This is a genomic window from Sediminibacterium soli (assembly GCF_009939225.1).
Lineage (GTDB): Bacteria > Bacteroidota > Bacteroidia > Chitinophagales > Chitinophagaceae > Sediminibacterium > Sediminibacterium soli.
The window spans coordinates 420,932-445,288 of record NZ_JAACJR010000003.1 but is presented as its reverse complement, the minus strand read 5'-3'; the positions used below and the strand labels follow the sequence as shown (position 1 = coordinate 445,288).

21 protein-coding genes and 1 tRNA gene are annotated in these 24,357 nt (G+C 51.2%); 1 reads left to right on the top strand and 21 read right to left on the bottom strand.

What is annotated here, in order from left to right; all coding sequences use genetic code 11:
- Positions 1–12 precede the first annotated feature (12 nt).
- The 8 genes from GWC94_RS02025 to GWC94_RS01990 form a co-directional block, all read right to left on the bottom strand.
- Complete coding sequence (locus tag GWC94_RS02025) at positions 13–1,560, bottom strand: sialate O-acetylesterase (protein ID WP_202628605.1); 1,548 nt, start codon at positions 1,558–1,560, stop codon at positions 13–15.
- Positions 1,561–1,606: 46 nt separating this feature from the next.
- Positions 1,607–2,785 carry an AGE family epimerase/isomerase gene (locus tag GWC94_RS02020; protein ID WP_161833324.1) on the bottom strand — a complete coding sequence of 393 codons (1,179 nt, stop codon included), beginning with the start codon at positions 2,783–2,785 and terminating at the stop codon, positions 1,607–1,609.
- A gap of 4 nt (positions 2,786–2,789) precedes the next feature.
- Positions 2,790–3,950, bottom strand: coding sequence for a sialidase family protein (locus GWC94_RS02015; protein WP_161833323.1), 1,161 nt, complete (start codon positions 3,948–3,950; stop codon positions 2,790–2,792).
- A complete protein-coding gene (locus GWC94_RS02010) occupies positions 3,947–5,239 on the bottom strand; it encodes an MFS transporter (RefSeq protein ID WP_235918425.1) in 1,293 nt (430 codons plus the stop codon). The genes GWC94_RS02015 and GWC94_RS02010 overlap by 4 nt, the downstream gene beginning before the upstream one ends.
- Positions 5,236–6,393, bottom strand: a complete 1,158-nt coding sequence (locus GWC94_RS02005; RefSeq protein WP_161833322.1) for a hypothetical protein — start codon at positions 6,391–6,393, stop codon at positions 5,236–5,238. The genes GWC94_RS02010 and GWC94_RS02005 overlap by 4 nt, the downstream gene beginning before the upstream one ends.
- Positions 6,394–6,398: 5 nt before the next feature.
- Positions 6,399–7,349: a dihydrodipicolinate synthase family protein gene (locus tag GWC94_RS02000; protein ID WP_161833321.1), complete on the bottom strand. Its 951-nt coding sequence runs from the start codon at positions 7,347–7,349 to the stop codon at positions 6,399–6,401.
- Positions 7,350–7,432: 83 nt separating this feature from the next.
- Positions 7,433–8,959, bottom strand: a complete 1,527-nt coding sequence (locus GWC94_RS01995; RefSeq protein WP_161833320.1) for a RagB/SusD family nutrient uptake outer membrane protein — start codon at positions 8,957–8,959, stop codon at positions 7,433–7,435.
- 24 nt (positions 8,960–8,983) lie between these two features.
- Positions 8,984–12,319 carry a SusC/RagA family TonB-linked outer membrane protein gene (locus GWC94_RS01990; protein ID WP_161833319.1) on the bottom strand — a complete coding sequence of 1,112 codons (3,336 nt, stop codon included), beginning with the start codon at positions 12,317–12,319 and terminating at the stop codon, positions 8,984–8,986.
- A 172-nt stretch (positions 12,320–12,491) separates the two neighbouring features.
- Here GWC94_RS01990 and GWC94_RS01985 point away from each other — a divergent pair, with 172 nt between their 5' ends.
- Positions 12,492–13,187 carry a FadR/GntR family transcriptional regulator gene (locus tag GWC94_RS01985; RefSeq protein ID WP_161833318.1) on the top strand — a complete coding sequence of 232 codons (696 nt, stop codon included), beginning with the start codon at positions 12,492–12,494 and terminating at the stop codon, positions 13,185–13,187.
- A gap of 266 nt (positions 13,188–13,453) precedes the next feature.
- Here GWC94_RS01985 and GWC94_RS01980 read toward each other — a convergent pair.
- The 13 genes from GWC94_RS01980 to rfbC all read right to left on the bottom strand — a co-directional run bounded on the left by GWC94_RS01980 (position 13,454) and on the right by rfbC (position 24,355).
- Positions 13,454–13,525 (bottom strand) — tRNA-Arg (locus GWC94_RS01980).
- 29 nt (positions 13,526–13,554) lie between these two features.
- The gene (locus GWC94_RS01975; protein ID WP_161833317.1) at positions 13,555–14,484 is read right to left on the bottom strand and encodes a 1-phosphofructokinase family hexose kinase; all 930 of its coding nucleotides are present in this window, start codon (positions 14,482–14,484) and stop codon (positions 13,555–13,557) included.
- Positions 14,481–15,629: a lycopene cyclase family protein gene (locus GWC94_RS01970; protein WP_161833316.1), complete on the bottom strand. Its 1,149-nt coding sequence runs from the start codon at positions 15,627–15,629 to the stop codon at positions 14,481–14,483. The genes GWC94_RS01975 and GWC94_RS01970 overlap by 4 nt, the downstream gene beginning before the upstream one ends.
- Positions 15,630–15,632: 3 nt before the next feature.
- A complete protein-coding gene (locus GWC94_RS01965; RefSeq protein WP_202628604.1) occupies positions 15,633–16,106 on the bottom strand; it encodes a sterol desaturase family protein in 474 nt (157 codons plus the stop codon).
- A 2-nt stretch (positions 16,107–16,108) separates the two neighbouring features.
- Entirely contained in the window at positions 16,109–16,792 is a 684-nt protein-coding gene (locus GWC94_RS01960; protein ID WP_161833315.1) for a carotenoid biosynthesis protein, read from the bottom strand.
- A 4-nt stretch (positions 16,793–16,796) separates the two neighbouring features.
- Complete coding sequence (gene crtD / locus GWC94_RS01955) at positions 16,797–18,296, bottom strand: 1-hydroxycarotenoid 3,4-desaturase CrtD (protein WP_161833314.1); 1,500 nt, start codon at positions 18,294–18,296, stop codon at positions 16,797–16,799.
- Positions 18,293–18,820, bottom strand: coding sequence for an isopentenyl-diphosphate Delta-isomerase (gene idi, locus GWC94_RS01950; protein ID WP_161833313.1), 528 nt, complete (start codon positions 18,818–18,820; stop codon positions 18,293–18,295). The genes crtD and idi overlap by 4 nt, the downstream gene beginning before the upstream one ends.
- Before the next feature lie 138 nt (positions 18,821–18,958).
- Positions 18,959–19,795: a phytoene/squalene synthase family protein gene (locus tag GWC94_RS01945; RefSeq protein WP_161833312.1), complete on the bottom strand. Its 837-nt coding sequence runs from the start codon at positions 19,793–19,795 to the stop codon at positions 18,959–18,961.
- Positions 19,796–19,841: 46 nt separating this feature from the next.
- Positions 19,842–21,335, bottom strand: coding sequence for a phytoene desaturase family protein (locus GWC94_RS01940; RefSeq protein WP_161833311.1), 1,494 nt, complete (start codon positions 21,333–21,335; stop codon positions 19,842–19,844).
- A 25-nt stretch (positions 21,336–21,360) separates the two neighbouring features.
- A complete protein-coding gene (locus tag GWC94_RS01935) occupies positions 21,361–21,858 on the bottom strand; it encodes an RNA polymerase sigma factor (RefSeq protein ID WP_161833310.1) in 498 nt (165 codons plus the stop codon).
- Positions 21,859–21,946: 88 nt separating this feature from the next.
- Positions 21,947–22,825, bottom strand: a complete 879-nt coding sequence (locus GWC94_RS01930) for a MerR family transcriptional regulator (RefSeq protein WP_161833309.1) — start codon at positions 22,823–22,825, stop codon at positions 21,947–21,949.
- Positions 22,826–22,858: 33 nt separating this feature from the next.
- The gene (gene rfbA, locus GWC94_RS01925) at positions 22,859–23,719 is read right to left on the bottom strand and encodes a glucose-1-phosphate thymidylyltransferase RfbA (RefSeq protein ID WP_161833308.1); all 861 of its coding nucleotides are present in this window, start codon (positions 23,717–23,719) and stop codon (positions 22,859–22,861) included.
- Between the two features lie 78 nt (positions 23,720–23,797).
- Positions 23,798–24,355: a dTDP-4-dehydrorhamnose 3,5-epimerase gene (gene rfbC / locus GWC94_RS01920; protein WP_161833307.1), complete on the bottom strand. Its 558-nt coding sequence runs from the start codon at positions 24,353–24,355 to the stop codon at positions 23,798–23,800.
- Positions 24,356–24,357 lie beyond the last annotated feature (2 nt).

The following is a 24,357-nucleotide window of genomic DNA, read 5'->3' as shown; positions in this document are numbered from 1 at the left end:
CGCCCATTTTATTTATTTCACCTGAAGCAGGAAGGTGGAAGCCGGCAGGTTTTCGCCGTTGACCAGGTTGCCGTCTGAAAAAGGCTTCCATCCGTAATACACCTGAACCGGTTTTTCTGCGCAGGGAATAACAACGGTATTCCCGCGTATAAAAGCTTCCGCTTCTTTTTTGCCATCCAGCGAAAATCCATGCAGCGCAGTTCCATCGGATGCCCGCAGTTTTTCTGCATATTGAAATGTCAGTACAACCCCGCCGTTCCGGTACACCGCATTTACCGGTAAGGGGCCCGAAGGCACCAGCGGTAATCCGTATTCCTGTTTCAGCGCCCACCGGGCAAGTCTCTCGCCCACCGCTTTCTTATTGGTGGGGTGTACGTTGCTGGCCAGGCCTATGTCGCTGCTTACCGCCATACCCGTGTTAGTCGTTTCCATCAGCAGTTTTCTTTGCCCATCCCTGAACAAGGGCCAGAACTGCGACTGGTAATACGGTGTATCGATCGAGGACAGCTGCACCCAGTAAACAGGCATGCGGGGGTCTTTCCATTCTTTTCGGTAATCGGAGATCAGCAAACGCATCAGGTCGGGATATTCCCCGGCACGCTCCGCCTCGAGCGAATTGCTTTCGCCCTGGTACCAGATCAGTCCTTTAATGGGAAACAGTCGCAGCGGTTGTATGCCACCTTCGTACGCAAAACCGGGTTTATACGCATGACCAGGCCCTGTAAGATCACCGGAGGTATCTGTGAAAACGCCGATATTTTCTTTTCCCCTCTGCCTGATCCATTGCGGCAGCGCGGTATTCTCCAGCCAGTTCCCCGAAACCTTTGCGTTGAACCGCGCATCGTCCCGGAGCGTCCCGGCCCTGATAAAAGTCTCTATCGGCGCGCCGCCGATAGACAGATTGATAACACCGATGGGAATATTCTTTGCGTCAACAATCGTCCTGGCAAAATAATACGCTACGGCGCTCATGTTTCTCGCGGTGCTGCTGTCGCATACCTGCCATCGGTTCCACAAATAAAAACTGTCTGGGGTTAATCGTCTCCGCAAAGAATCCGTGTATACGGTTCCATACACATACCTGCCAGCGGGCGGCGGATTATTGAACCGGATGAGAGGGCTGGCGATTTTACCCGCTTCCGCTTTCCAGTGCATTTCCCTGACCATGGGCCATTCCATATTCGACTGGCCCGATACGATCCAGACATCGCCTATCAGAATATTCTCAAGCACCAGCACTTCCTTGCCAGAACTGACGGATAACGTATAAGACCTGTTGCCGGGTTTTCGTTTTTTGCCATATACCCGCCAGGCAGAATCAGCCGCAACAACCGTGTTTAATTCTTCCCCGGCAAACCGGACCCTGATGTTGCTTCCGGGTATGCCGGTGCCCCAGATGCAGACCGGCTTATCGCGCTGCAAAACCATATTGTCTGAAAATACGGAGGCCAGCCGAAGCTGGGCCGGGCAAACAAATGGCAACAGGAGTGCGAAAAGCAGCCAGCTGCTGATTCTGAAAGAAGGAAGACAGGTTGCTGTTTTTACCATTGTCCTGCGCATAGCCGGTTGTGTTGTTTTTACTGACATGATCAACAGCAGTTAGATATCAGATATACGCGTTCAGTATCTGTGTGCAATACCATTCCTGTCTTGGCAGATGAAACGGCCCTTTGAACAGATTCCCCTTTGCGGTCTGGGCTATGGTGCCGTCCCTGTGCAGGTAACCGAACCATTCGCCGTGTAATTTATCGTGAAAATGTTTGTAGGCGTAGTCGTGCACATGCCTGTGCCATGTGGCGTATTTTTCGTTGCCTGTCATCAGGTACGCAAGCAGTGTGGCGATGATGACTTCATTATGCGGCCACCAGAATTTCATATCCTGCCAGTATTCCTGCACGGGTTTGTTATACAGATCGCGGAAATACAGGATACCTCCCTGCTCGCTGTCCCATCCTCTGTCCCACATATAGTCCAGCATCCTGCAGCCAAGTGCTATCAGATGCGGGTCGTTGTTACGGTAACGTGCTTCGTGTAAAATAAACCAGGCGCCTTCCATTGCATGACCCGGGTTCAGCGTTCTTCCATCTATATGATCGATGATGCCGCCATCGGGCGCCACCTGTTCCATAACGCATTTGAGATCGTCTTTGACAAAATCACGCTCAATCTCCGCGATCCACCTGCTGATCCATTCGGTACAGCGTTCGTCGCCGATGGTTTCGCGCAATTGCTGGGCCGTATTGATCATGATCATAGGCACGCCGATGCCTTTTGCCGGACGTGTGCCCGTGAATTTGGTGGGAAGTTGCTTTTCACCGCTTGCATAAGCGATGCAATCACCAAATACCTTTCTCGCCCTGTTGGCGGCATCCTGATCGCCGCTGGCTTTTGCGTAGGCGGCGGCGGCTATCACATAAAATGTTTCGGAGAAAAAATACCTTCTTTTCCGGATCGGCCGGCCATCGCGGGTAACATGAAAGAACATCTGCCCATCGGTGTCAAAGCAATGCTCGTTGAGAAACCGGTAACCAAGTCCCGCGCCATCCAGCCATTCCTGCCGTGGGCCCATCGTGTTATAGAGTGTGGACAACAGCCAGGTTGCCCTTCCCTGTATCCATACCGCTTTGTCGTCGTCTAACAGTGTGCCATCCGCATCACGCATCAGTAAAAAACCCCCATGGGTTTTATCAAACGAACGCGGAAACCAAAATGGCACCGTATCGTTCAATAACTGGTCCTGGTAAAAATCACGCAGCTTTTCCAGCCGTTCTTTTGTATACTGCATACAGCTACTTCCATTTTACTGTTCTGAATACGATCTCCCTGTATCCGTTGCGTTCGTACAATACGCCCAGTTTTCTGCCGGAGATCTTTGCCAGGTCTGAATAGGCGGTAAAATCGCCTGTGTTACCGGCGCTTTTGTCTATGGGTATCGTACGCGCCCAGGTTCTTCCCTCATCAAAACTGATCCGCAGCGTGAGGTTATCTCTTCGTTTTTCATCCGCGGCATTACAGAAGGCGAGGATATTTTTTCCTTTGCGCACGCCGATGTTCAATAAGCTTCCCTGGTTTACGGGGTCGGGCAGGTTATGATCGAAAAAAGTGCTGTCCCAGGTGGCGCCGCCATCGCTGCTGACAGAAACGATCCGGGCCCGTATATCGCCCCGCTGGTTGCGGCTGTTCATCATAAGCCTGCTGTTACCAAGTTCGGCCGCCATCGATTCATTGCTTCCGGCAACACTGAGTTCTTTACCGACATGAAATGAGCTGCCGTGATCGTCTGTATAAAAACCGAATGCCCGGTAATCCATAAACTGTTTCTGCGGATCACCGGCAGAGTGATTGGCCGCTACAAATATCCTGCCCCTGTACCTGCCCTGGCGGAACTGCATGGCATGGCCCGGTGTGTTGGCATAGCTTCTCCAGTCTTCTGCAAAATCGTAGGCCCTGTTCACCGCGGGTTGCCTGGGCCGGTGAACCTGCACGGTTATGTTTACCGCCGGCGACCAGCTCTGCCCGTTATCGACAGAGGTTTTATACCATACCTCGCGTAATCCTTTTCCTTTTCTTACTTCGCCTTCGTGGTTGTTACCGGTATTGTAAAAAAGAAATATCCTGCCCTGCGGATAAACCGGGTCGGTGAGATCGATGACAGGTGCGGGATTGCCTGCCTGCAGCGAATCGGCATCCACAATGGTTTGCAGGGAACTCCAAGTCTTTCCCCCATCAGCGCTTCTTTTCATAACGATATTGATATCGCCAAAATCGCCGGCGCCATTTACCCTGCCTTCACAGAAGGCAATCAGGTCTTTTCCCGGAAGCTGCAGTATGGCGGGTATGCGGTAGCTTTTATGCCCTTCCGTACCGGAAACAAACACAGGCACGGCCTGCTGTGCGGCGGCGCAAAAAAAACAAGCAATACAAAGCAGGAAGAGACCTGTATTTTTCATTTGAGCGGATTTGAGGATTCCTGAAAATCGTTTGTACGGGGACGCAGAAAACCCAGTTGCAGGATCAGTGCCAGCAATACCACCACCGAGAAAATGGAAAAGCTTTTGCCCAGTTCGCCGGCATCTGTTGATCTGCCCAGCCAGTCGGTAATAAATGCACCCGCAAAAACGCCTGTCATATTCAGCAGGCCATACGCTTTGGCACGGTTATGCGGCGCCACGAACTGGCAGAGTATGGGCATATTGTTTGCATCAAACATACCATACCCAAAACCAAAACAGAAGCCCGCGGCAACAACACCCCAGATGGAATGACCGAAACCGATCAGCAGCAAAGCGGGAATGGTTAAACCGAGACCGATGGCGCTGGTATACACCCTTCCCCTGTATTGTTTCTGCACCCAGCGGTCTGACAGGATTCCCCCGAAGACCACACCCAGGAAGGATGATACCGCAATGGTGATCGTGGAAAGGGGACCTGCCTTCGACATATCGATAGAGAGATTTTCTGCAAACAAAGTGGGGAGCCAGTTCTTGACACCCCATCCCGGCAGCGATGAAATGGCGAAATAGAACAGGATGATCCAGAAAGAAGTATTGGTGAGCAGCAACCTCAATCCTTTTAAAGAGGCGGCCGGTTTAGGACCTGTGGCACCGGCAGTATGATTGGTTGATTTTTTTTCCTTTAAGAATAACAGCAGTACAAGTGCATAGCCGATACCGATCATACCAAACCACTGGAAAGCTGCATGCCAGGAAATGTTTTCCGCAATGGTAGCGCCAAACCCGCCGATAGCCTGCCCGGTATACAAACCCGTCATATGAATGCCAATGGCCAGCGATCTGGTTTTTCCCGTATGGTAATCCGCAATAAGCGATAAGCCCGCCGGCAGGTACAGCGCTTCGCTGATGCCCATCAGCGCCCGCAGCCAGTACAGCTGGTCGAATGTGGTGGCATAGCCCATCGCAAAGGTTACGCCGCTCCATACAAACAAACTGCAGACGATGAGTGTTTTTCGGTTGAACCTGTCGGCCACAATACCGGATATGGGGCTCATCAATCCATAGACCCATAAAAAAATACCCATCAGGTAGCCGAAATTCGCAGCCGACTGCAGTTCGCTGATATCGGTCTGCATCGAAGGCCGCATGGTGGAAAGCATTTGCCTGTCCATATAATTCAGCAAGGCAACACCCCATAGCAGGGCCACTACCGCCCATGCATAGAACGGCGCCGGCATTTTCTTTCCGGGCGCCGCCTGTAATCCGATATCGGTTGCTGTACTCATTTCGGGTCGGTTATCCTGGCTGCAAGAATACGGGGCGTTCTGATACCCGCCCTGGTTTCTCCGCCGGGAATGATGATTTCATGATCCCATGTCACCGCGGTTGTTGTTACCGGTGCTTCGCAGGGAATTTGTCCCGCCGTTTCCCAGCTGTCTGCTGCGGTACGGTACAGCAACACCTGTCTGTTAAACCCCGGATGCGTTGATTGTAATCTTGCCTTGCGCGTAATGAGCGCCTGCTGCCTGCGCGGGTCTTTTTCGGCAGCAATGGAAGCTATCAGCTGTTCCACGGCATGGAATGTTGTTCCATCGTCTCCACCGAATAACAAAATACCTGTTTTGCCCACAGATGCGCCGGTTCCCGCGGCAAGCGCCAGCGGCAATGATGCTTTTTGATGCCACTGCTGTTTCTCCAGGCTGAACTGCCAGAGAGAGGTATATAGTTTACTTGTGCTTCCGGTATTTTTCTTTCTTCCACCCACCAGGTAAAGACACTCGTGTCTGCCGTTCTGCTGTACCACAGCCACTGCATGCGAAACAGGGTATGGTAAAGACGGAAGTCGTTTCCATCCTTTTTCGGTATGCTTCAGGTCCAGCACCAGCATTAAGTCGGATACGGCGTTAACCGTTTCTCCTCCCAGAATATATACTTTACCCCGGCTTGCCGTTATGGCCGCATTGGTGAGCGGCAGCGGCAGATCGGGCAGACCGGTGATGACGGGCCTGCGCTCACCGGCATTCCACTGAAGCAGAAAAACCTGTTTACTGATACCGGCGTCGTTTTCTCCGCCTGCCACCACTATCCCACCGGGAACCGAGCAATTGGCTGAGTAACCCAAAGGATAGGGTAAGGAAAACTGTTGCTCCGTTTCGAACTGGGCGGCTGCGTTTTTTGTCAGTACAAAACCGGTGGTATAATATTTTTTCTTTCCGCCCGCCCATGGCATGCTGTCGGGAAAATTGGTGCCGCCCGCCACGATCAGTTTGTTGTCGTGTATGCCAATAACGGCGCCTGCGAGGTCTCCGCGCAGTCCGTCCGACATGGGCAGGCTTCCGGCTTCCCGCCAGCTCAGCTCCGGTTTTCCTTTTTGGGCGATAACATGGTCCATGGCAAAAAGAGAAGCGGCAAACAAACCGGTCTTGAATAATCTGATCATAGGCATCAGGCGTTAACAGCGGTTGACAGATCCGGCAGCCTGGAAGAAAAACTCCCGAAACCAAGTTGGTCGGTATCCGCCTTAAAAAGACGGAACTGCTCTTCGTTCATATTTTTTACCGGCAGCCGGAATTCGCCGCAGTCCAGTCCAAGCAATTTCATATAGGCCTTTCCCGTGGCGATGCCACCGTATTTACCCAGCAGGGAAATCATGTCCACAGACTGCTGCTGCAGCCGGCGGGCTTCGGAAAGATTGCCTTTCTGAAAAGCGTCTATAATGGCATAGTAAAGTGGTGCGGCATAATTAAAGGTACTGCCCACCGCGGCCTGGGCGCCTACGGCAAGTGCAGAAAGCATATTTTCATCCCTGCCCCATAACATATCGTACCTGCCGTCTGCAAAGTGCAGACAGGAGAGAAAATCCATGAAGTCTTCGTGTGTGTATTTGATACCGGCGAAATTGGGAATATGCCCATCCACCGCTTTCAGCAGATCGATCATCGGGAAATCCACACCGGTCAGTACAGGAATATGGTAATAATAAAAAGGCATATCCGGAACGACTTCAGCAACCGTCCTGCAGCATTCGGCAAGTTGCTGAACCGTGGCGGGTTTAAAATAGAACGGAGAGGTAAAGGATACCGCATACAATCCTGTAGACGCGGCATGTTTGGCAAGTTCCCTGCAGTCGGAGAGGGAGGTGCCGCCTACAAGGGTCATGATCCTGAAATCGCTGTCGCCTTTTGCGCAGGCCGCCCATTCCTCCGCCACCAGCATTTTTTCTGCCGTGGTCATAGAAACGCCTTCGCCCGTGGAGCCGCAGATAAAGGCGCCATTCACGCCGTTGGCCTTTAACATCCTGTAGTAACCGGGAATAACCGACAGGTTCAGCAACCCGTTTCGCTTCATCGGCGTAAAAGGAGCGGCGATCAATCCCGATAAATGCTGTATGTCCATAAACTAACTCTGCTTTTCATTGAATGATTGAAATATCCGGGAACAAGACTATTCCCGGCTTGCTGTATATATAAACCATCTGCTTAATATCCTTTAGTCTGCTGAAGCAACGGATCGTTGTTCAGCATGGAAACAGATATCGGCAGTAAAAGTTTAGCGGTTGTGGAAGCAGACAGATACGCGGGGTTTACACGCGCATATACATAACTGTCTCCCGCCCTTCTCATTGCCCACCAGTACCTGCCTTCTCCAATGAATTCGCGCTGGTACTCGTCCAGTATCGCGTCCATATTGGCAGACAGGGAGCCGCTTACATAAGGCGTAAAGCCGGCGCCGTATGCCCTTTGCCTGATCAAATTTATCTCAGTTGACGGATCCGCGCCCAGTTTTGCTTTTGCCTCTGCCAGTAAAAGCAGCACATCTGCATAACGGTAAACGGGGTAATCGTTGTTATATACCTGCGAGGTGCCCGATGTTGAGCCCAGCCATTTTGAAAGCAATACCCCGCGCACGGCGTATGGGGATGAATTGGAGTACAGTACCTTAAAGCTGTTGCTGATGCGCTGGTCTGCGGCGCCACCGGTAAGCTTTGTGATCATGGCCGCATTCATACCCACCCTGTTGGCGCCGTTTACGTACGGGTAAGTGGCAGATACCAGGGGCGTGGGCGCCTGTGCCAGCGACAGCGTAGCGGCCTGTATGGCATTTACCTGGAAACTGGAAAACGCACCCATGGTTGACTGACCTATCTCATAATTGATGGCGAAGATCAGCTCCCGGTTATTTGCTTTTTTTGCGGGGTCGAAAATATCGGTGTAGTTCGCATTGAGCTGTAAAGAACTGCCCTGCAGCGTCTGCACTTCCTGGAGCACATTCATGGCCGTGGTGAAATCCGTGGCGCCGCCGTTCATATGCGTGCCCGACCATATATACACATCTCCTTTCAATACCAGGGTTGCCACCCGGTTCCAGTACACACGTTTATCGGTCGATAATGTGTTGGATGAACCGAACAGCTGCAACGAGGATTCGATGTCCTTTTTCACCTGCATCATCACAGAATCCGCGGGGGTTCTTGCCTTGTATGTTTCGGCCGTATTGTTGATCGTTTGAATCGGCGTTGTCGTCAGCGGCACATCGCCCCAGGTTCTGACCATGGTGTAGTAGAGGTAGGCCCTTAATCCATAAGCTTCGGCCATCATCCGGTCTTTGTTAGCCTGCGACAGCTGTGTTTTAGGAAATAAGGTGATCAGGTTATTGAGGTTGTAGATCATATTATAAAAGCCGCCCCAGTTGGCAAACGGCACATTCAGCGCGCTGATGTTATGGCGGCTTAGGTTCTGCAGACCTGCATCGGCAGACTCGGTGAACAGTCCGTCGGTCCATATTTCGGAGCGCATTTCACCCAGTTGAAACAGGGTGGCATTGTTGGAGCGCATAAGCGAATAAAGACCGTTGTACAGCGTTAATGCGGCATTGGGGTCTGAGAGCACCTGTTCTTTGCTGATGGCGTCCTGCGGGGCTACCTCCGCAAGGTCTTTTTTACAGGAGCCGAGCTGGAAGCTAACAAGTACACCCAGCAGCAGGTAAATGTATTGATTGGTTTTCATGTTCATGTTTTTAGCGTCAGAGGTTTACAGTGTCAGTTTTGCGCCAATGGTAAAGCGGCGTGGCAGGGGATATTTGCCGTTATCAACACCACCCACTTCGGGGAAGTTGCCGCTGTAACGTGTGAAATACGTCAGGTTGCTTCCGGTCAGGTAAACCTGTATAGACTTGATCTTGTTCTTCAGTGCCCCGGTTATCAGGTTCTGGCTCAGGTCGTAACTCAGCGTCAGCTCGCGCAGCGAGAGGTAGTCGCCTTTTTCCCACATATTGGCCGGCACGTTGTTGCCAGATGCGTCTGTTGCAAAGTTCCTGCCCTGGTTGGCCCAGTAATACCTGGGCAGCGTACCATTGGGATTGGACGGCGCCCATGTTTTCAGCACATCGATCGTTGAGTTCTGCGAACCCTGCACCTGGTTCAGTCCCCGCGCAATCTCGTTGTTGAGCACCACAAAACCGAGCGCATAATCAAAGCCTGCATAAAGATGCCATCCCTTCCAGCCGGTATTCAGGTAAAAACTGCCCACCACCTGCGGCGTGGTTCTGCCCACATAAACAAACTGTCTTGAATCGATGGTATCGTTCCTGTATGTCTGCTCCCATCTTGCATCGCCAAGCTGTTTGATCCGCTTGTTGGTATAGGGAAGGAAAGAATTGTAAACGGCTGCGTCTTTGGCAAGATCGGCCTGTGCTGTGTAAATGCCTGCATACCTTGGTACCCACACTTCGTCAAGACCGGACCGCTGGCCTTCGATGAGTCCGCTGACCTGTAACAGCTGGCCCGGGTTTTTCGGGTCCCATACCTGGAAAGTACCCTGCCTGTTGCCCGGCAAACCGTTGTACGGCAACTTAACTGCATAGGTTTTGGCGGTCGACAGCGTAGCACCGACGGTAACACTCAGTCCGTCCGCTTTTCTGGGCACAAGTACCTGCGCATTGATGCCAAGTTCGATACCCCTGTTCTGCAGCTGGGCAAGATTGGTGGTATAGCCTGTGAAACCGGTTTGTGCAGAGATACCCAGGCTGGCAATTTTGTCGTACACATTCCGGATAAAATAATCAAAGGAAACATTGATCCGGTTCTGTAAAAAACCAAGGTCTGCGCCCATATTGAGCGTGTTGGATCTCTCCCAGCGCAGATCGGGGTTGATATAGGAAGCCGCGTAAGTACCTCCCTGCCCGTTATAAACGCCTGCGTTGTTGTAGATCTGCGCCGTGGCGAAATAACCCAGCGAAGAAAGATTTCCGTTCACACCGTAGCTGATACGGGGTTTCACAAGACTGATATACCTCGAGAGCGATGATTTCAGGAAGAAGTCTTCGTTCGAAAGGTTCCATCCCGCAGAGATACCGGGGAACAGTCCGTAAAAATTGGCCGAGTTCAGCCTGCTTGATCCGTCGTAACGTACGATACCGGTAAGCAGGTAACGGTTTTTATAGTGATAATTCACCCTGCCTATCAGTGAAGCCAGTCGCTCCCATGCGGAAAAATTAGAGGAAGCGCCCGCAGGATTCACAATGGTTCCGTTGATCACACTTGGCGAAGTGGATGCGCTCAGCCAGGGAATAAGATCGGTGGGCGCGCCCTGTGCAAAACCGGATAGGACATATCTTTTGAAATCATAAAATTCACCGCCACCCAATACGGTCAGGTTATGGCCGTTGAAGTTTTTGTTGAACTGCAGAAAGGCGTTGGTGGTAAACTGTATGTCTTTTGTCTGGTTAAACGAAGCCGACCTGTTGTTATTAAAGGCCCCGTTGTTTCCCTGCTGGAATGCCTTGGTGAAGAAATTATTGGTGGTATACAGGAAATAGCCAGAACCGCTTACCAGGAATTTCAGCGAAGGAAGGATGCTGTATTCCAGGTTAACACCGCCCATAAAGCGCTGCTGGTTGGTGGTGTTCACGAACAGTGTGCTCCAGTAAAGCGGGTTACCCAGGGTAATATCGTTTGGCCCCGGCAGCATTACACCCGAGGTGTCGTTTGTATACCGCACCGTGGGTGCCACACCAATAAACCGCTGCATCAGTCCGCCTGCGCCGCCGCCCATTGGATCGGTATAGGGCAGGGCCTGGTTAACCGTGTAAGCGCTGATATTGGTGGTGAGCCTGAGCTTTTTGCCCACATTCAGTCCTCCGTTGAAATTCACATTCCAGCGTTTCAGTGAAGAGCCGATGATCATACCCTGGTCGTTGACCGTACCCAGGCTGAGTGCAAAATCTCCCTGTTCGTTGGCACCGGAAAAACCGACGCTGTGTTCGGTACTGGTATTGCGTTGCAGGATCAGGTTCTCACGCGTGCGCACGTCCAGTTCGCGATATAGAATACTGTCTTTTTGCCCTGGCGCGAATGGATTTTCATCGATAAGCAGTTTCCAGGCCGGATCGGTCAGGTATTTCCGGTTGGTACCACTAACCAGTTGTGTGGAATACAAACCTGCGGCGCCTGTCCAGCCACTGTTTAACGCCCAGCCCCAGGAACCGAGTAACTGGCTTCTGTCGGTGTTCATGGCGTTGGTATTGTTGTCAAGTGAATCGCCCAGGTACCTCGAACGGATACCGATACGGTTCATCCGGATATAATCTGCAGCGCTCAGGTATTCCGAAGCATTTCTGCGGATGTAATTTGTTGTATGACCCACAGAATAGGTTACCTGCGACCTACCCTTTTTTCCTCTTTTCGTGGAAACGAGTACCACGCCGTTGGCAGCCCTTGCACCATAGATGGCGGTTGAGGCGGCATCTTTCAGGAGATCGATCGAGGCGATATCGTTCATATCCAGACCAAACAGGGTGGGAACGATCACGCCGTCAACCACAAACAAAGGCGTTCCGTTTCCGCCAAAATCGGTGCCGCCCCTGAAAACAATCGAGGGGGAGGTTCCGGGCTGGCCGGTGGACTGCTGTACCCGTAAACCAGGCACCGTTCCCTGCAGTGCGGTAGCCACATTGCTGCTGGGAGAGTGTTCAAAAGCCTGCGGACTTACGGTTGATACGGCGGCGGTCAGGTTACGGCGGGTTTGGGTGCCGTAGCCGATGACCACCACATCCGCCAGTTTGGCCGCATCAGGTCTCAGGGAAACCTGGAGGCTGGTTTGGGCAGCAACGGGTATTTCCTGCGACAGGTACCCTACATAGCTGAATACAAGAATGTCCGAAGGAGATGCATCGATGGAGAAAGCACCTTCGGCGCCGGTTTGGGTACCGGCTGTTTTTCCTTTGAGAAATACATTGACACCCGCAACTGGCTGGCTGTCTTCTGTGGATACTACTTTACCCGAGATCCTCCGGGTCTGCGCCAATACAGTCGCAGCGGTGATAAAGCATGTTAGCAACATACATACTTTAAGGCAAGTCGTTTTCATGAGCAGTTAAATTTGTATTATGTATGACATAATAAATGTAGTATGAATTTTCCCATTCCGCGAAATATTCTTTTACGAAAGATGTTTACAATTGATAATCAATAAATAACAGAATTTATTTGGCATACTAAACCCTTCTCAGTTATTTTATTTCAGAATTAAGTAGGACATAATGGTAATAGCGGATCTGAAATCCCTCGACACCAGTACGCTGGTAGACAAAGTAGAAGCCAGTCTGGTGGAATTGCTGCAGCAGAAAAAGCTGCGGGTGGGCGATGTAATACCCAAGGAAATGGAACTTGCCCAGACCCTGGGTGTGAGCCGCACTGTGATCAGAGAAGCGCTGACAAGGCTGCGTATTATGGGACTGATCGAATCAAAAAAGAAAAAAGGTTCCGTTATCACCAATCCCGATCTGTTCGGTATGATGAGCAAGAGTATGAACCCACATATCCTTGACCAGGAAACGCTGAAAGAGATCTTTGAGATCCGGCTGGTACTCGAGATAGGGATGGCCGATCTGTTGTTTCACCGCATCACCAAAAACGATATTGCCGAACTCAGGAAGATCGTGAACAACGAGCCCGAAGCCACGCAATACCATCTTTTCAATATCGAACACGAGATCGCGTTTCACGGAAAACTGTACGAGATCACCGGCAACAAGACCATGAAAAAATTCCAGAAAATGCTGCTGCCGGTTTTTGATTATGTGCACAACAGCGGCTTACTGAAAAGACAGCCCATGCTGAAAATGTTCGTCTCGCACAAGGAACTGGTTGATATCCTGGAAACGGGCACACCCGAACTGTTCCGCAACGGTATGCGTAAACACCTGGAGAACCATTTTGCCCGTTTATTTGATTAGTGGCAACAATTCCCCCACGCGTTGTGCGCAGTAACCGGAGGTGTCTGGAAAAATCCGGTCTAACGAGTATGGGCTGCGAAATCCGATTGCATTGATCCAGTAAATCCGGTTTTGATGTACTGGGGTTTAAGGTAAAAGCAATTAATTGCGATCAGTTGGCAAAAATGGGTGGTTCCCTGCATTGCCTTACACTTTTAATTTCACTGAAGACAAGGCTGCTAAAAGGCGAAAGGCGCCGTGAAATTGGCGCCTTTCCAAAAAATCTGTGGCCTCGCCAGGAATCGAACCTGGATCCGGAGCTTCGGAAACTCATATACTATCCATTGTACTACGAGGCCGGAAGGCAGCAAAAATAACAGAAGAAACCTTATCCCCGCTTCATTTGTGAAAATAAGCGGTCGGCATCCGTTTTTTTGCAAAGTTCCGTACCCTCGTTCATGGCAGCGGCGGCGCCGCAGGCAACGCCATAGCGCAATACATCCTGCAAAGGCCAGCCATTGGTTAAGGCCGCCAGTATTCCCGCCACCATACTGTCGCCCGCACCCACCGTACTTTTTTTCTCCACCTGCGGGGCCTGTACGGTAAAACGATCCCTGGCGGTTACCAACGCCGCTCCGTCAGCGCCCATAGACACCACCATGATTTCGCAGCCGCCTTTTTGTATAACGCTAAGCGCTGCATCGGCGACTTCGTGTGCGGCAATTTTTTCGCGGCCAATCAGTTTGCCCAGTTCGCCCAGGTTGGGTTTGAGCAGGAACACACCTTCCTGCACCGCATGCGCCAGCGCATCGCCGGAAGTGTCCACCACCAGTTTTGCGTTCGCTTTTCTGGCAATCGCCGCCAGCCTGCCCATGCTATCTGGCGGCACACCGGGCGCAAGACTGCCGCTTGCCACCAGAAAATCCATACCGGTTTGCCCGCCGATCCAGTCCAGACAGGGCGCCCATTCGGAGGCTTTTATGTCGGGGCCTTCCATACCAAAACGGTATTGCTGCCGGGTGGAGGTATCCACAACGATAAAATTTTCCCTGGTTGCGGCCGCTATGGGAAAGGGTTTGACAGCAATGCCTTCGGCCGATAACAGTGAATCGAACTGTTTACCGGTATATCCGCCGGAAAAATAAACGGCGAGGCTATCCATACCCAGTTTTTTCAATGCCCGCGAAACATTGATGCCGCCACCGCCCGGTTCTGTTTTTCCTTCCGAGGCCCTTAGTTTTTTATCGGGAACCAGTTCAGGCACTGTAATACTTTTATCGAGCGCGGGGTTGGTGGTAAGCGTAAGTATCTTTTTCATGTTTTGCGGGTTAATACCTGCCAGGCGGCGGAAAGGAAGATACGCTGCGGAACACTGCGCATAAGCCGTATATCCTGCCATATGACAGAGCTGTTATCAAGAAAACACAAAACCCGTTCCGGCGGGTTATGCCGGAAAATAGCCGTAAACACCGCATTGCCCGGCAATAATTTCCGCTGCAGTACATGCAGCAGCACGCTGTCGTAAAAAAAGAATCTTTTGCTGTCCCCTGCAACAAACGGGTGCCCTTTTGTTTTGAGTGAGGCAACGATATTTTTGGTTCGCCGCTGTATGGAGCTGAACCCATAACCCGTACTCGGTTTAATATCGCCGCCCGCCGTGCCTATATTGACCACTCTTCCCTTACAGGCGGGAAACCGGTGGCTGGTCATGGGTATCTTTCCCTGTTCCGTATGCGTGATCGTATAAGCCGTTATTCCCAGTGTGTTGCTGATGTATTGCTTCAGTCCTTTTTCATACGCCTGCGGCGGAAGCAACTGCTCGGAAAATACCGTATACTCAACCAGCGCCGCCCGGGCAGAAAGCGGAAGCACATACAGAAAACTGGTGCCGGCAGACTGATCGGTGGTAAAATCCATCAGCGTGGCCGTTTTTTTATCAAAACACGGCTCGGGGGTTTCTATAAACCAGCCGGTAAAATGCTGCCAGAGAAAATAGGTATTGCCGCCTATAACGGGCGGTTCAAAAAAAATGCTGTTAAAAACATAGGCAGCGGTAAAACGCCCGGCTTCCGTTTCAACAACCGCTATTTCCCCCCGGGTTTGCACCGATCGTACGGCAGACTGCAGCCATACCGAGTTGGGAAACAATTTTTGTTTCTGCTGAACAAGCCGATAGAGATCGGCACTGCGGATCATTTTATAGCAGTAAGGCGACAGATCGAGTGTTGCCGAAAAACCGGTTGAGACAAACCGGGCCTGCTCCCACCGGGAAGAGACCACCGCTTCAAAAACATCGTCTTCCTTTTCCCAGAAACACCAGGTATGATCGTCTGCTTTTTTTTCCGATTGATCGATGAGCAGTATCTTCTTATCCCCGAAAAAAGGATCGGACAGCATCCGCATCAGCAGGCTCATGCCCGCGCAGCCTGCACCGGTGATGATATAGTCGTAGTCCTGCTGCAATGGTCAGGCCTGTTGTGGGTGTTTTTCGCCGTCCCGCACTTTATCCCAGTATTTTTTTGCCACGAACAACATCCCGAAACTCTCTCCTTCGTGCCTGTCGAGATGTTTGTGATGCATTTTATGGGCCCGGCGGATGGCGCGTATATAACGGTTGGTGCTGCGGGAAAACCATTTGAACCGCTGGTGTATGATCACTTCGTGTACAAGAAAATACGCCAGTCCGTATAACGCAATGCCCGCCCCGATGCTCACCACCCAGTGGGCCCCGTACATACTGCCCAGCATAATGCATAGCCAGCTTGGTATGGCGAATATGACAAAGAAAGCATCGTTCTTCTCAAAAAATCCGGGGCGTTTTCGATGGTGGTCTTCGTGCAGGTACCAGAGAAACCCATGCATCACATACCGGTGCGTGAGCCAGGTAATGCCTTCCATCAGGCAAAAACTTATCAGTGCTATGACCAGGTATGCCCACATGATTATAAAAATGTTCGCAACGCAAGGAAAAAAAGCGCCTGTATGATAAACAAATGTACCGCGAAATGGTTGGTATGTTTAAAGGAAAAAATACGCAAAACCACCAGCAACACCAGGCTGATCAAAAACCAGGACGCGTAATTATAAAACGGTATATCATCATGCTCCCACTGCCAGAAACCCAGCTTTGCGGCCACCGGCTCCATCAGCCAGTCGAAGCATACCGCCAGTAACGCGCCGTCGAGCACAAAGGATATTTTCGCCAGCCGTTCGGGTAATACCCGTCCTTCAGCAGCCGCTTTTTCCCGCACCCATTCTGTGAGGCGGGTTATGACCGAGCCGCAGCAGAATAGGATCAGGAACCAGTTCAACCCTATCAGCAGTGGCACGCCGTTCCATTTCCAGCCCATGGCATCACCGTAAACATAGTTGCCAAACAGCCAGCCGGTATGCACACCCAGCATTTCGGTGAACATACCCGTACAAAAACTTAGCCCCAGGAATAAAAAAAAGCGCACCGTTTTTTCCTTCTGGTTCCATACCAGCAACAGGGTCATCAGCAACAGATTGAACGGTGTGCTGCGGATAAACCATTCCCGGTATGGCGTGCACAGAATACCGATGGCGCCGCAGGCGTGGAAAAGCACGGCAAGAAAACTGGCGGTATGTTCTTTGGAAAAACGCATGGGTTCAGTGACGGTCTGCTTTACGCATATCGTGGTGCACAATATCGCTCATGATCTTCGCACTTTTTAAACAGAGGGGAATACCGCCGCCAGGGTGTACGCTGCCACCCACAAAATACAATCCCCTGATCCGCTCACTGAAGTTCGGGTGACGGAGGAAAGCCGATAGACGCGAGTTGGAACTCGTTCCATACAGAGAACCCATGAACGAACCCGTTTGTTCTTCTATCTGAACTGGATCGAGTATTTCTTCTGTTTCTATATATTGTTCCAGCGAAACGCCCAGCAGCCGGTTCAGTTTTCCGATCACCGATGCGCGGTACTGCTGCCGGAATACCGGCCAGTTCTGGCCGCGGTTGGCAGGCGCGTTCACCATCACAAACCAGTTCTCCCTGCCCCCGGGGGCCTGTACGCCGGGTTCCTGTTTGGCGGTGATATTCACATACACGGTGGGATCGGCATAGGGTTGCTGCAGGCCGAAAATATGCCTGAACTCCTTGGCATAATCGCCCGAGAAAAAAATATTGTGCAGCTGCAATTCCGGGAAAGACCGGTTGATGCCCCAGTAAAATATCAGCGCGCTGCTGCTTCGCTCCTGACGCAGCAGTTTCTGCGCCATAAGACCATCGTTCAGCAGTCTCCCGTAAGTAAAATACACATCGAGGTTGCTGACGACCAGGTCGCACATGATGTTTTCATTATTGACCACCACACCCCTCGCTTTTCTTTCGTGACAGATGATCCGCTGCACCGGGGTGCCGAAATGAAACTGCACGCCTTTACGAAGCGCCAGTTGGTGGAGCGCAGTGGCGATGCTGACCATTCCACCGCGGGGATAATATACACCGCTATTGAACTCCAGGTGCGGTATCAGTCCCAGCATACCCGGCGCGCGGTAAGGATCGCTGCCGTTATAGGTGGCAAAGCGGTTGAACAGCTGCACCAGTGCGGGATGCCGGAAAGCATGCCTGTTGTACCTGTCGAGCGAATGGAACAGGTAGGACCATTTTGTTTTCAGCAGGGCTTTGGCCACCGGCGCTTTCAGTAAAGTGGATCGCTTATGCAGGGAATGATTGATAAATATATCGCCGATATGTTGAAAGATGGATGCCGACGCTTCGAGGTACGATGCAAGCGCCTGTGGCGACTCGCCTGTTTTTTCTGCTATCTCTGCAGCCAGCCGTTCTTTATCGGCATAGGCATTGATCACTGACCCGTCTTCGTATACATAGCGGCAGGTAACCGGCAGTTTTTCGTACCGGAAATAATCCTGTATGGGTTCGCCCGCCAGGGCAAACAGTTCTTCTATGTTTTCCGGCATGGTGAACAGGCTGGGGCCTGCATCAAAATGATATCCGTTCCGTTCAAATGCATGTATTTTTCCGCCGGGATGGTCGTTCTTTTCAAAAACGGTTACGGCCATGCCCTGCATGACCAGCCGGATGGCGCTGGCGATGCCGGCGATACCGGCGCCGATGATCACTGCCCGTGGAGAATGGCTCATACAAGCGCCGTATTTTGTTCCCACCAACCCCGGATCTTCGGAAAAGCAATACGGAACCAGGCCGTGAAACAATCGGGCGATTGCTGCAACCGGTTTTCTACCTGGGTCATCGTCCACCAGGCATACCCGCCCACTTCCTGCGGATCGGGGTCAACGGGCCCGTTATAAAATCCGGCCAGCACATGATCGTATTCATGTTCTGTAAGGCCGTTCTCAAAATCGGCCCTGTATACGAATGAGAATACGGGCTGCAATGGAACCGTGAACCCCATCTCTTCGCGCAGCCTTCTCGCAGCCGCTTCTGCGGTAGCCTCGCCGGGTTTGGGGTGACTGCAGCAGCTGTTCGTCCACAAACCGCCGCTATGGTATTTGCCCACTGCGCGTTTCTGCAGCAGCATTTCATTACTGCCATTAAACACAAATACAGAAAACGCACGGTGCAGGGATCCGTTGCGATGCGCTTCCATTTTTTCCATGGCACCGATGGCATTATCCTGTTCGTCTACGAGAATCACCTGTTCCATACTTAAAATTAAGCGATAAGTTGTAGGTTGTTGGTGAAAAGGGTGGTTAAACATAAGCGGCAACCGCTCCGCGATAGTCTTCCCTGCATAAAAGGCCTTGTCAAAAAACGACATGTGTACCACGCATACCAATTCCGTTTACAGGAGATTTAATTGCTGCCGTATGCCGGCTTTGGCAAGAATGAACAGTTTGCCGTAATCGGGAATACGTATCCTGGTATGCAGGATGGACTGTGGCTGCAGCCTGCGGATCTTGCGGAAAAGCGACAGGTAATATTTATAGGCCACATACACCCCAAATCTGGCTTTCCAGGGAAGGTATATGATACCCTCGTAGGCATGTTCAAAATCTTTCTGGATATCGGCCTCTATGGCAAGTTTATCCTTGGCGGTGAAATTGCCGAAATCGCAGTGCGGAAAATACATGCGTTTCAGTTCTTCGTTATCGGCCTTGATATCCCTGAGAAAATTCACTTTCTGAAAGGCGGCGCCAAGGCTTCTGGCGTAGGGAGCCAGCTGAGGGTACAACGACATATTTCCATCGCAAAAAACATGGAGACACATCAGGCCCACCACTTCTGCGCTGCCATAGATATAGGTATCGTAGCCCGTGCGATCATAGGTACGGCTGGTAAGATCCATTTCCATACTCCGGAGAAAATCGAGTACCAGCGCCCGGTCGATCGCATAGCGGTTTACCGTAAGCTGAAAACTATGCAGGATGGGATTGATGCTGATGCCCTGGTCGATCGCATCCAGCGTTTCGTTGCGCAGCTGCAGCAGCAACGCGGCTTTATTAAAATCGTGGAAGCTGTCCACCACTTCATCCGCCAGGCGAACAAACCCGTAGATATTACAGATATGTGCGCGCAGGTCTTTGTGCAGCAGCCTGATTGCCCCCGAAAAACTGGTGCTGTACTGCTCGGTGGTGATCCTGCTGCAATCCTGGCTCACCTGGTGAAAGAGTTGCATCATACAATAGGTTTTATAAGGTCTGCGATAGCGATCGATCTGCCTGTAATCATTTTTTACGGTCAAACATTTTCTGTACTTCCCCGGCCACTACCTCCCCGCTGATCAGGCTTGGCGGCACACCCGGCCCCGGAACCGTCAGCTGCCCTGTAAAAAACAGGTTGCTGACTTTTTTGCTTTTACATGCGGGTTTCAGCAGCGCTGTCTGAAGCAGCGTATTCGCCAGTCCGTAAGCATTGCCTTTAAAAGAGTTATAAGCATATACGAAATCGCTGTTGGCAAAAGTTTTTTTATACATGATGTGTTTTTCGATCTGTTGCCCGGTATGTTTTTCCATCCGCCTGATGATGCGACGGAAATAATCTTCGCGCAGCGCCTCGTCATCGTTTTGCAAACCGGCCGCCACGGGTACCAACAAAAACAGATTTTCGCAGCCCGCAGGCGCCGCGCCGGGATCGGTAACGGCACTGGCGCAGGCATAGAACAACGGATTGCTGGGCCATTGCGGCTCGTGGTAGATCTGCCGCCCATGCATATCAAAATCCGCATCCAGGAACAGGGAATGATGCGTAATACCACTGAGCCTGGTTGACAGTCCCACATAATACAACAAACAGGAAGGCGCCATTACCCGCTTGTTCCAGTATGCATCTGAATAACTCCGGTACTGCGCCGGTAACAAACAGGTTTCCACATGGTGGTAATCCGCTGCGGCGATCACCGCATCCGCCGTATGCGTAACGCGGTTTCCCTGTCTGTTCGTTACCACACCTGTGGCTACATGGTCCTGTACCGTGATTGCCTCGGCCGCTTCTTCAAAATGAAAACGGACGCCCAGTGCAAGGGCCAGCGTATACATGGCTTCCACCACCTGGTACATTCCTTTTTCCGGATACCAGGTACCGCCCCTGATATCGGCATAGTTCATCAGACTGTAGAGGGCGGGTATCTGATCGGGCATCGCTCCGAGAAAAAGCACCGGAAATTCCATAAGTCGGCGGAGTTTCTGGTGCCTGAAATACTGTTTTACATGCGAACGCATAGAGCGGAACACATCCAGTTTGAACAAACCGGTAAGCAGGTCGCGGTCCAAAAATTCTGTCAAAGACCTGCCGGGCCTGAACACCAGTTTTTCCATACCCACGCGGTATTTGTAAGCAGCCCCGTTCAAAAAACGATCAAGCTGGTGGTCGGCGCCTTTTTCGATAGAAGCAAACAACCGTTTCAATGCCTCATAATCTGCCGGAATATCCATGGCCCCGTCCGTATCGTATATGCGGTACGAAGGGTCGAGTCTTTGCAGCGTGTAATAATCGCCTGTTTTTTTTCCGAACTGAGCAAAATACCTGTCAAATACCTCAGGCATCCAGTACCAGCTGGGGCCCATATCAAAACGGAAGCCTTCGGCTATCCATTGTCCCGCGCGGCCACCCGGACCAGGCTGTTTCTCGAGCACGGTAACCTCCCAGCCGGCTTTGGCCAAAAAACTGGCTGCTGATAGCCCGGCAAAACCGCTTCCGATAATGATCGCTTTTTTGTTCAACGGCGTGGGTGATTGTGGTTTTATATTAGCGGTCGATTTCTGTCTTCAGCAATTTGCGGGCAAAATGGATACGGCTTTTGATCGTTCCCAGCGGCTCCCGCATCATCCGGGCGATCTCGTGATACCGGTAACCGTCAAAATACAAAAGGAATGGGTTACGGAATATCTCGGGCAAACCGTGTATCGCTTTTTTGATCTCTTTTATATGCAAACCGGCGATCGCGTCGTTCTCCACCGCCTGCGCCCGGCCCGACATATTTTCAACAGATTGCCTGGTATCGAACAGCTCGTCGTGCCTGGTTTTTTTGCGGTAGTTATTGATAAAAATATTCCGCATGATGGTATACAGCCAGGCTTTGAGATTGGTGCCCATATGGTATTTATCCTTATTGGCCAATGCACGGAACAGGGTTTCCTGGTACAGGTCCTGGGCGGCTTCGTGGTCACGGGTCAGCGTGATCGCAAATGGCCTGAGCGCCTCGGACTGGTTCTCCAGCATGCGGTTAAATTCCAGGATAGACATGTTTATTCTGTTTAAGGTTTAGCATAATAAAGTTAAACAAAAAAACAGACCCGTAAACGGGTATCCTGTAAATTCCACAAAAGATTGGTCAGGGCAGGGTATCGATAAAAGCGGTGATGGACTCCAGCGTGCGCATGAGGTGGATACTGCCGGGTGTTTTACGGTGGTAGCCATGTACAAACGCGCCCGACAGGATGGCTTGTACACCCGGAAGACCGGTATGTATGTCGGCGATATACCTGGCCAGTTTAAAATTACCCGCGGGGGCCGTGATATGTGTGAATACGAAATCCGGTTTTACTTTTTTTGCGATGTACAGGAATTCGGTAAAAGGGGTATCTGCACCCAGGTACCAGGTCTTTATACCCCGGCGTTTCAGGAGATACTGAATAAACAGCAATGCCAGTTCATGGTGCTCACCTTCCGGCAACAGCAACACCGCCGACTGGGCCGAAGAGCGAACACCCAGTTTTTCGATGCCCAGGATCAGTTTCTGACGGATGATATTACTCACCAGGTGTTCGTGTGCCGGTTGAACATGGTTGGTCAGCCATAACAATCCCAGTCTGTCAAGAAAAGGGAAAATAAGCTGGAGAATGGTGTGTTCAATGCCTTTTTTGCGGATATCGCTGTCGAGTATTTCGCCGAACGCTTCCAGCTGCAGCGATGTCATGGCAGTGAGCAGGTCATTTACAAGCCGTTCCTGCTGCGCCTGTTCGTGGGGGAGCTCGCTGATCCTGCGGTCGATCTCCGCGGTGCTCATCCGGTCTATATGGGATATTTTATACCCGTATTTGTTCAGCAGGGCAATGCCCAGGATTTTCTGCAGCTGGTTGCCCGAATAGAAGCGGATATTGGTAGTGGTGCGCCTGGGCTGGAGAAAGGAATAGCGCTGTTCCCATACCCGGATGGTATGCGCCTTGATGCCCGTAAGGTTTTCGATGTCTTTTATCGTGAAAACATCCATACCGTTATAACAACGGCGTGCGGTTTTTGTTCGCTACTTTTTTATCCGGCGCAGGTATTCGCCGTAACCGCTTTTTGCATATTTGTCGGCCAGCCGCAGCAATTGCTCCTGGTCAATGAAGTCCATCCTGTATGCCACTTCTTCGATACAGCCTATTTTCTGGCTCTGTCTTTTCTCGATCACACGCACAAACTCGCTGGCATCGGCAAGCGAATCAAAAGTGCCGGTATCGAGCCAGGCGGTACCCCGGTTCATGATACCCACATGCAGTTTTCCCTGCGACAGATAGGTTTTGTTGATATCGGTAATCTCATATTCGCCTCTTGCGGAAGGCTGAATGTTCTTTGCGATATCGATAACGGTGTTGTCATAAAAATACAATCCCGGAACCGCGTAATTCGATTTGGGCGCAGCCGGTTTTTCTTCGACGGATATGGCTTTTTTCTGGTCGTCGAATGCCACCACGCCGTACCGTTCGGGATCGTGTACTTCGTAAGCAAATACCGCAGCACCCTCTACGTTGTTAAACGACTGCACCAGTTTGCTGAAACCGGAACCATAAAAGATATTATCCCCCAGTATCAGTGCTACCTTATCCTTACCCACGAATTCGGCGCCGATCACGAATGCCTGGGCCAGCCCGTTTGGCTTTTCCTGAACGGCATAGGAAAAGCTGCACCCGATGGCCGAACCGTCTCCGAGCAAACGCTGAAATTGCTGGCTGTCTTCGGGTGTGGTGATGATGAGTATTTCGTTAATACCCGCCAGCATTAAAACCGATAACGGGTAATAGATCATGGGCTTGTCGTATACGGGCATCAGTTGTTTGCTTACACCCATGGTGATCGGGTATAACCTGGTGCCTGACCCGCCTGCGAGGATGATGCCTTTCATATGCTGTTTTTTAAATAAAGGCCGCGCATCAAATGTCTGTTTTCTGAATTATGCGCATACCCACGACCGGTTTCGCGGTCAAAAATGTAACTTATCTACGATATCTTTTAAACAGGGCAGCACTTTGTCTTTATCAGACAGCACCAGCTGATCCGGCTGCATTTCCCAGTCGATGCCAAGATCCGCATCGTTGTAGATGATGCCGCCTTCCATGGATTTGTTATAAAAATTATCGCATTTATAAAAAAAAGTAGCCGTATCGCTCAGCACCACAAATCCATGTGCAAATCCGCGGGGAACATAGAACTGCGTATGGCTTTCCTCCGACAGTTCCACCGAAATATGCTGCCCGAAACTCGGCGATGACTTGCGAAGATCCACCGCTATATCCAGCACCCTGCCTTTTAATACGCGCACCAGTTTTGCCTGTGCATACTCACCATATTGAAAATGCAGACCGCGAAGAACGCCGCGCTGGGAGGATGACTGGTTGTCCTGCACAAACTCCACGGTTATCCCGGTTTGCTGCTGAAAAGTTCTTTTGTTGAAACTTTCAAAAAAATACCCGCGTGCATCCCCGATAAAAGAATCGTGCACGATAAAACAATCTTTCAATGCGGTCTGTTCGATATACATCT

Coding starts and splice junctions, on each gene's coding strand:
- GWC94_RS01945 (WP_161833312.1), bottom strand. CDS start 19,795: ATGATGCAACTCTTTCACCAGGTGAGCCAGGATTGCAGCAGGATCACC.
- GWC94_RS02015 (WP_161833323.1), bottom strand. CDS start 3,950: ATGAAAAATACAGGTCTCTTCCTGCTTTGTATTGCTTGTTTTTTTTGC.
- GWC94_RS01965 (WP_202628604.1), bottom strand. CDS start 16,106: ATGTGGGCATACCTGGTCATAGCACTGATAAGTTTTTGCCTGATGGAA.
- idi (WP_161833313.1), bottom strand. CDS start 18,820: ATGGAACAGGTGATTCTCGTAGACGAACAGGATAATGCCATCGGTGCC.
- GWC94_RS01990 (WP_161833319.1), bottom strand. CDS start 12,319: ATGAAAACGACTTGCCTTAAAGTATGTATGTTGCTAACATGCTTTATC.
- GWC94_RS02000 (WP_161833321.1), bottom strand. CDS start 7,349: ATGGACATACAGCATTTATCGGGATTGATCGCCGCTCCTTTTACGCCG.
- GWC94_RS01930 (WP_161833309.1), bottom strand. CDS start 22,825: ATGGATGTTTTCACGATAAAAGACATCGAAAACCTTACGGGCATCAAG.
- GWC94_RS01960 (WP_161833315.1), bottom strand. CDS start 16,792: ATGCGTTTTTCCAAAGAACATACCGCCAGTTTTCTTGCCGTGCTTTTC.
- GWC94_RS01975 (WP_161833317.1), bottom strand. CDS start 14,484: ATGAAAAAGATACTTACGCTTACCACCAACCCCGCGCTCGATAAAAGT.
- GWC94_RS02005 (WP_161833322.1), bottom strand. CDS start 6,393: ATGATCAGATTATTCAAGACCGGTTTGTTTGCCGCTTCTCTTTTTGCC.
- GWC94_RS01995 (WP_161833320.1), bottom strand. CDS start 8,959: ATGAAAACCAATCAATACATTTACCTGCTGCTGGGTGTACTTGTTAGC.
- rfbA (WP_161833308.1), bottom strand. CDS start 23,719: ATGAAAGGCATCATCCTCGCAGGCGGGTCAGGCACCAGGTTATACCCG.
- crtD (WP_161833314.1), bottom strand. CDS start 18,296: ATGAGCCATTCTCCACGGGCAGTGATCATCGGCGCCGGTATCGCCGGC.
- GWC94_RS01985 (WP_161833318.1), top strand. CDS start 12,492: ATGGTAATAGCGGATCTGAAATCCCTCGACACCAGTACGCTGGTAGAC.
- GWC94_RS02020 (WP_161833324.1), bottom strand. CDS start 2,785: ATGCAGTATACAAAAGAACGGCTGGAAAAGCTGCGTGATTTTTACCAG.
- GWC94_RS02010 (WP_235918425.1), bottom strand. CDS start 5,239: ATGAGTACAGCAACCGATATCGGATTACAGGCGGCGCCCGGAAAGAAA.
- rfbC (WP_161833307.1), bottom strand. CDS start 24,355: ATGTATATCGAACAGACCGCATTGAAAGATTGTTTTATCGTGCACGAT.
- GWC94_RS02025 (WP_202628605.1), bottom strand. CDS start 1,560: ATGCGCAGGACAATGGTAAAAACAGCAACCTGTCTTCCTTCTTTCAGA.
- GWC94_RS01935 (WP_161833310.1), bottom strand. CDS start 21,858: ATGTCTATCCTGGAATTTAACCGCATGCTGGAGAACCAGTCCGAGGCG.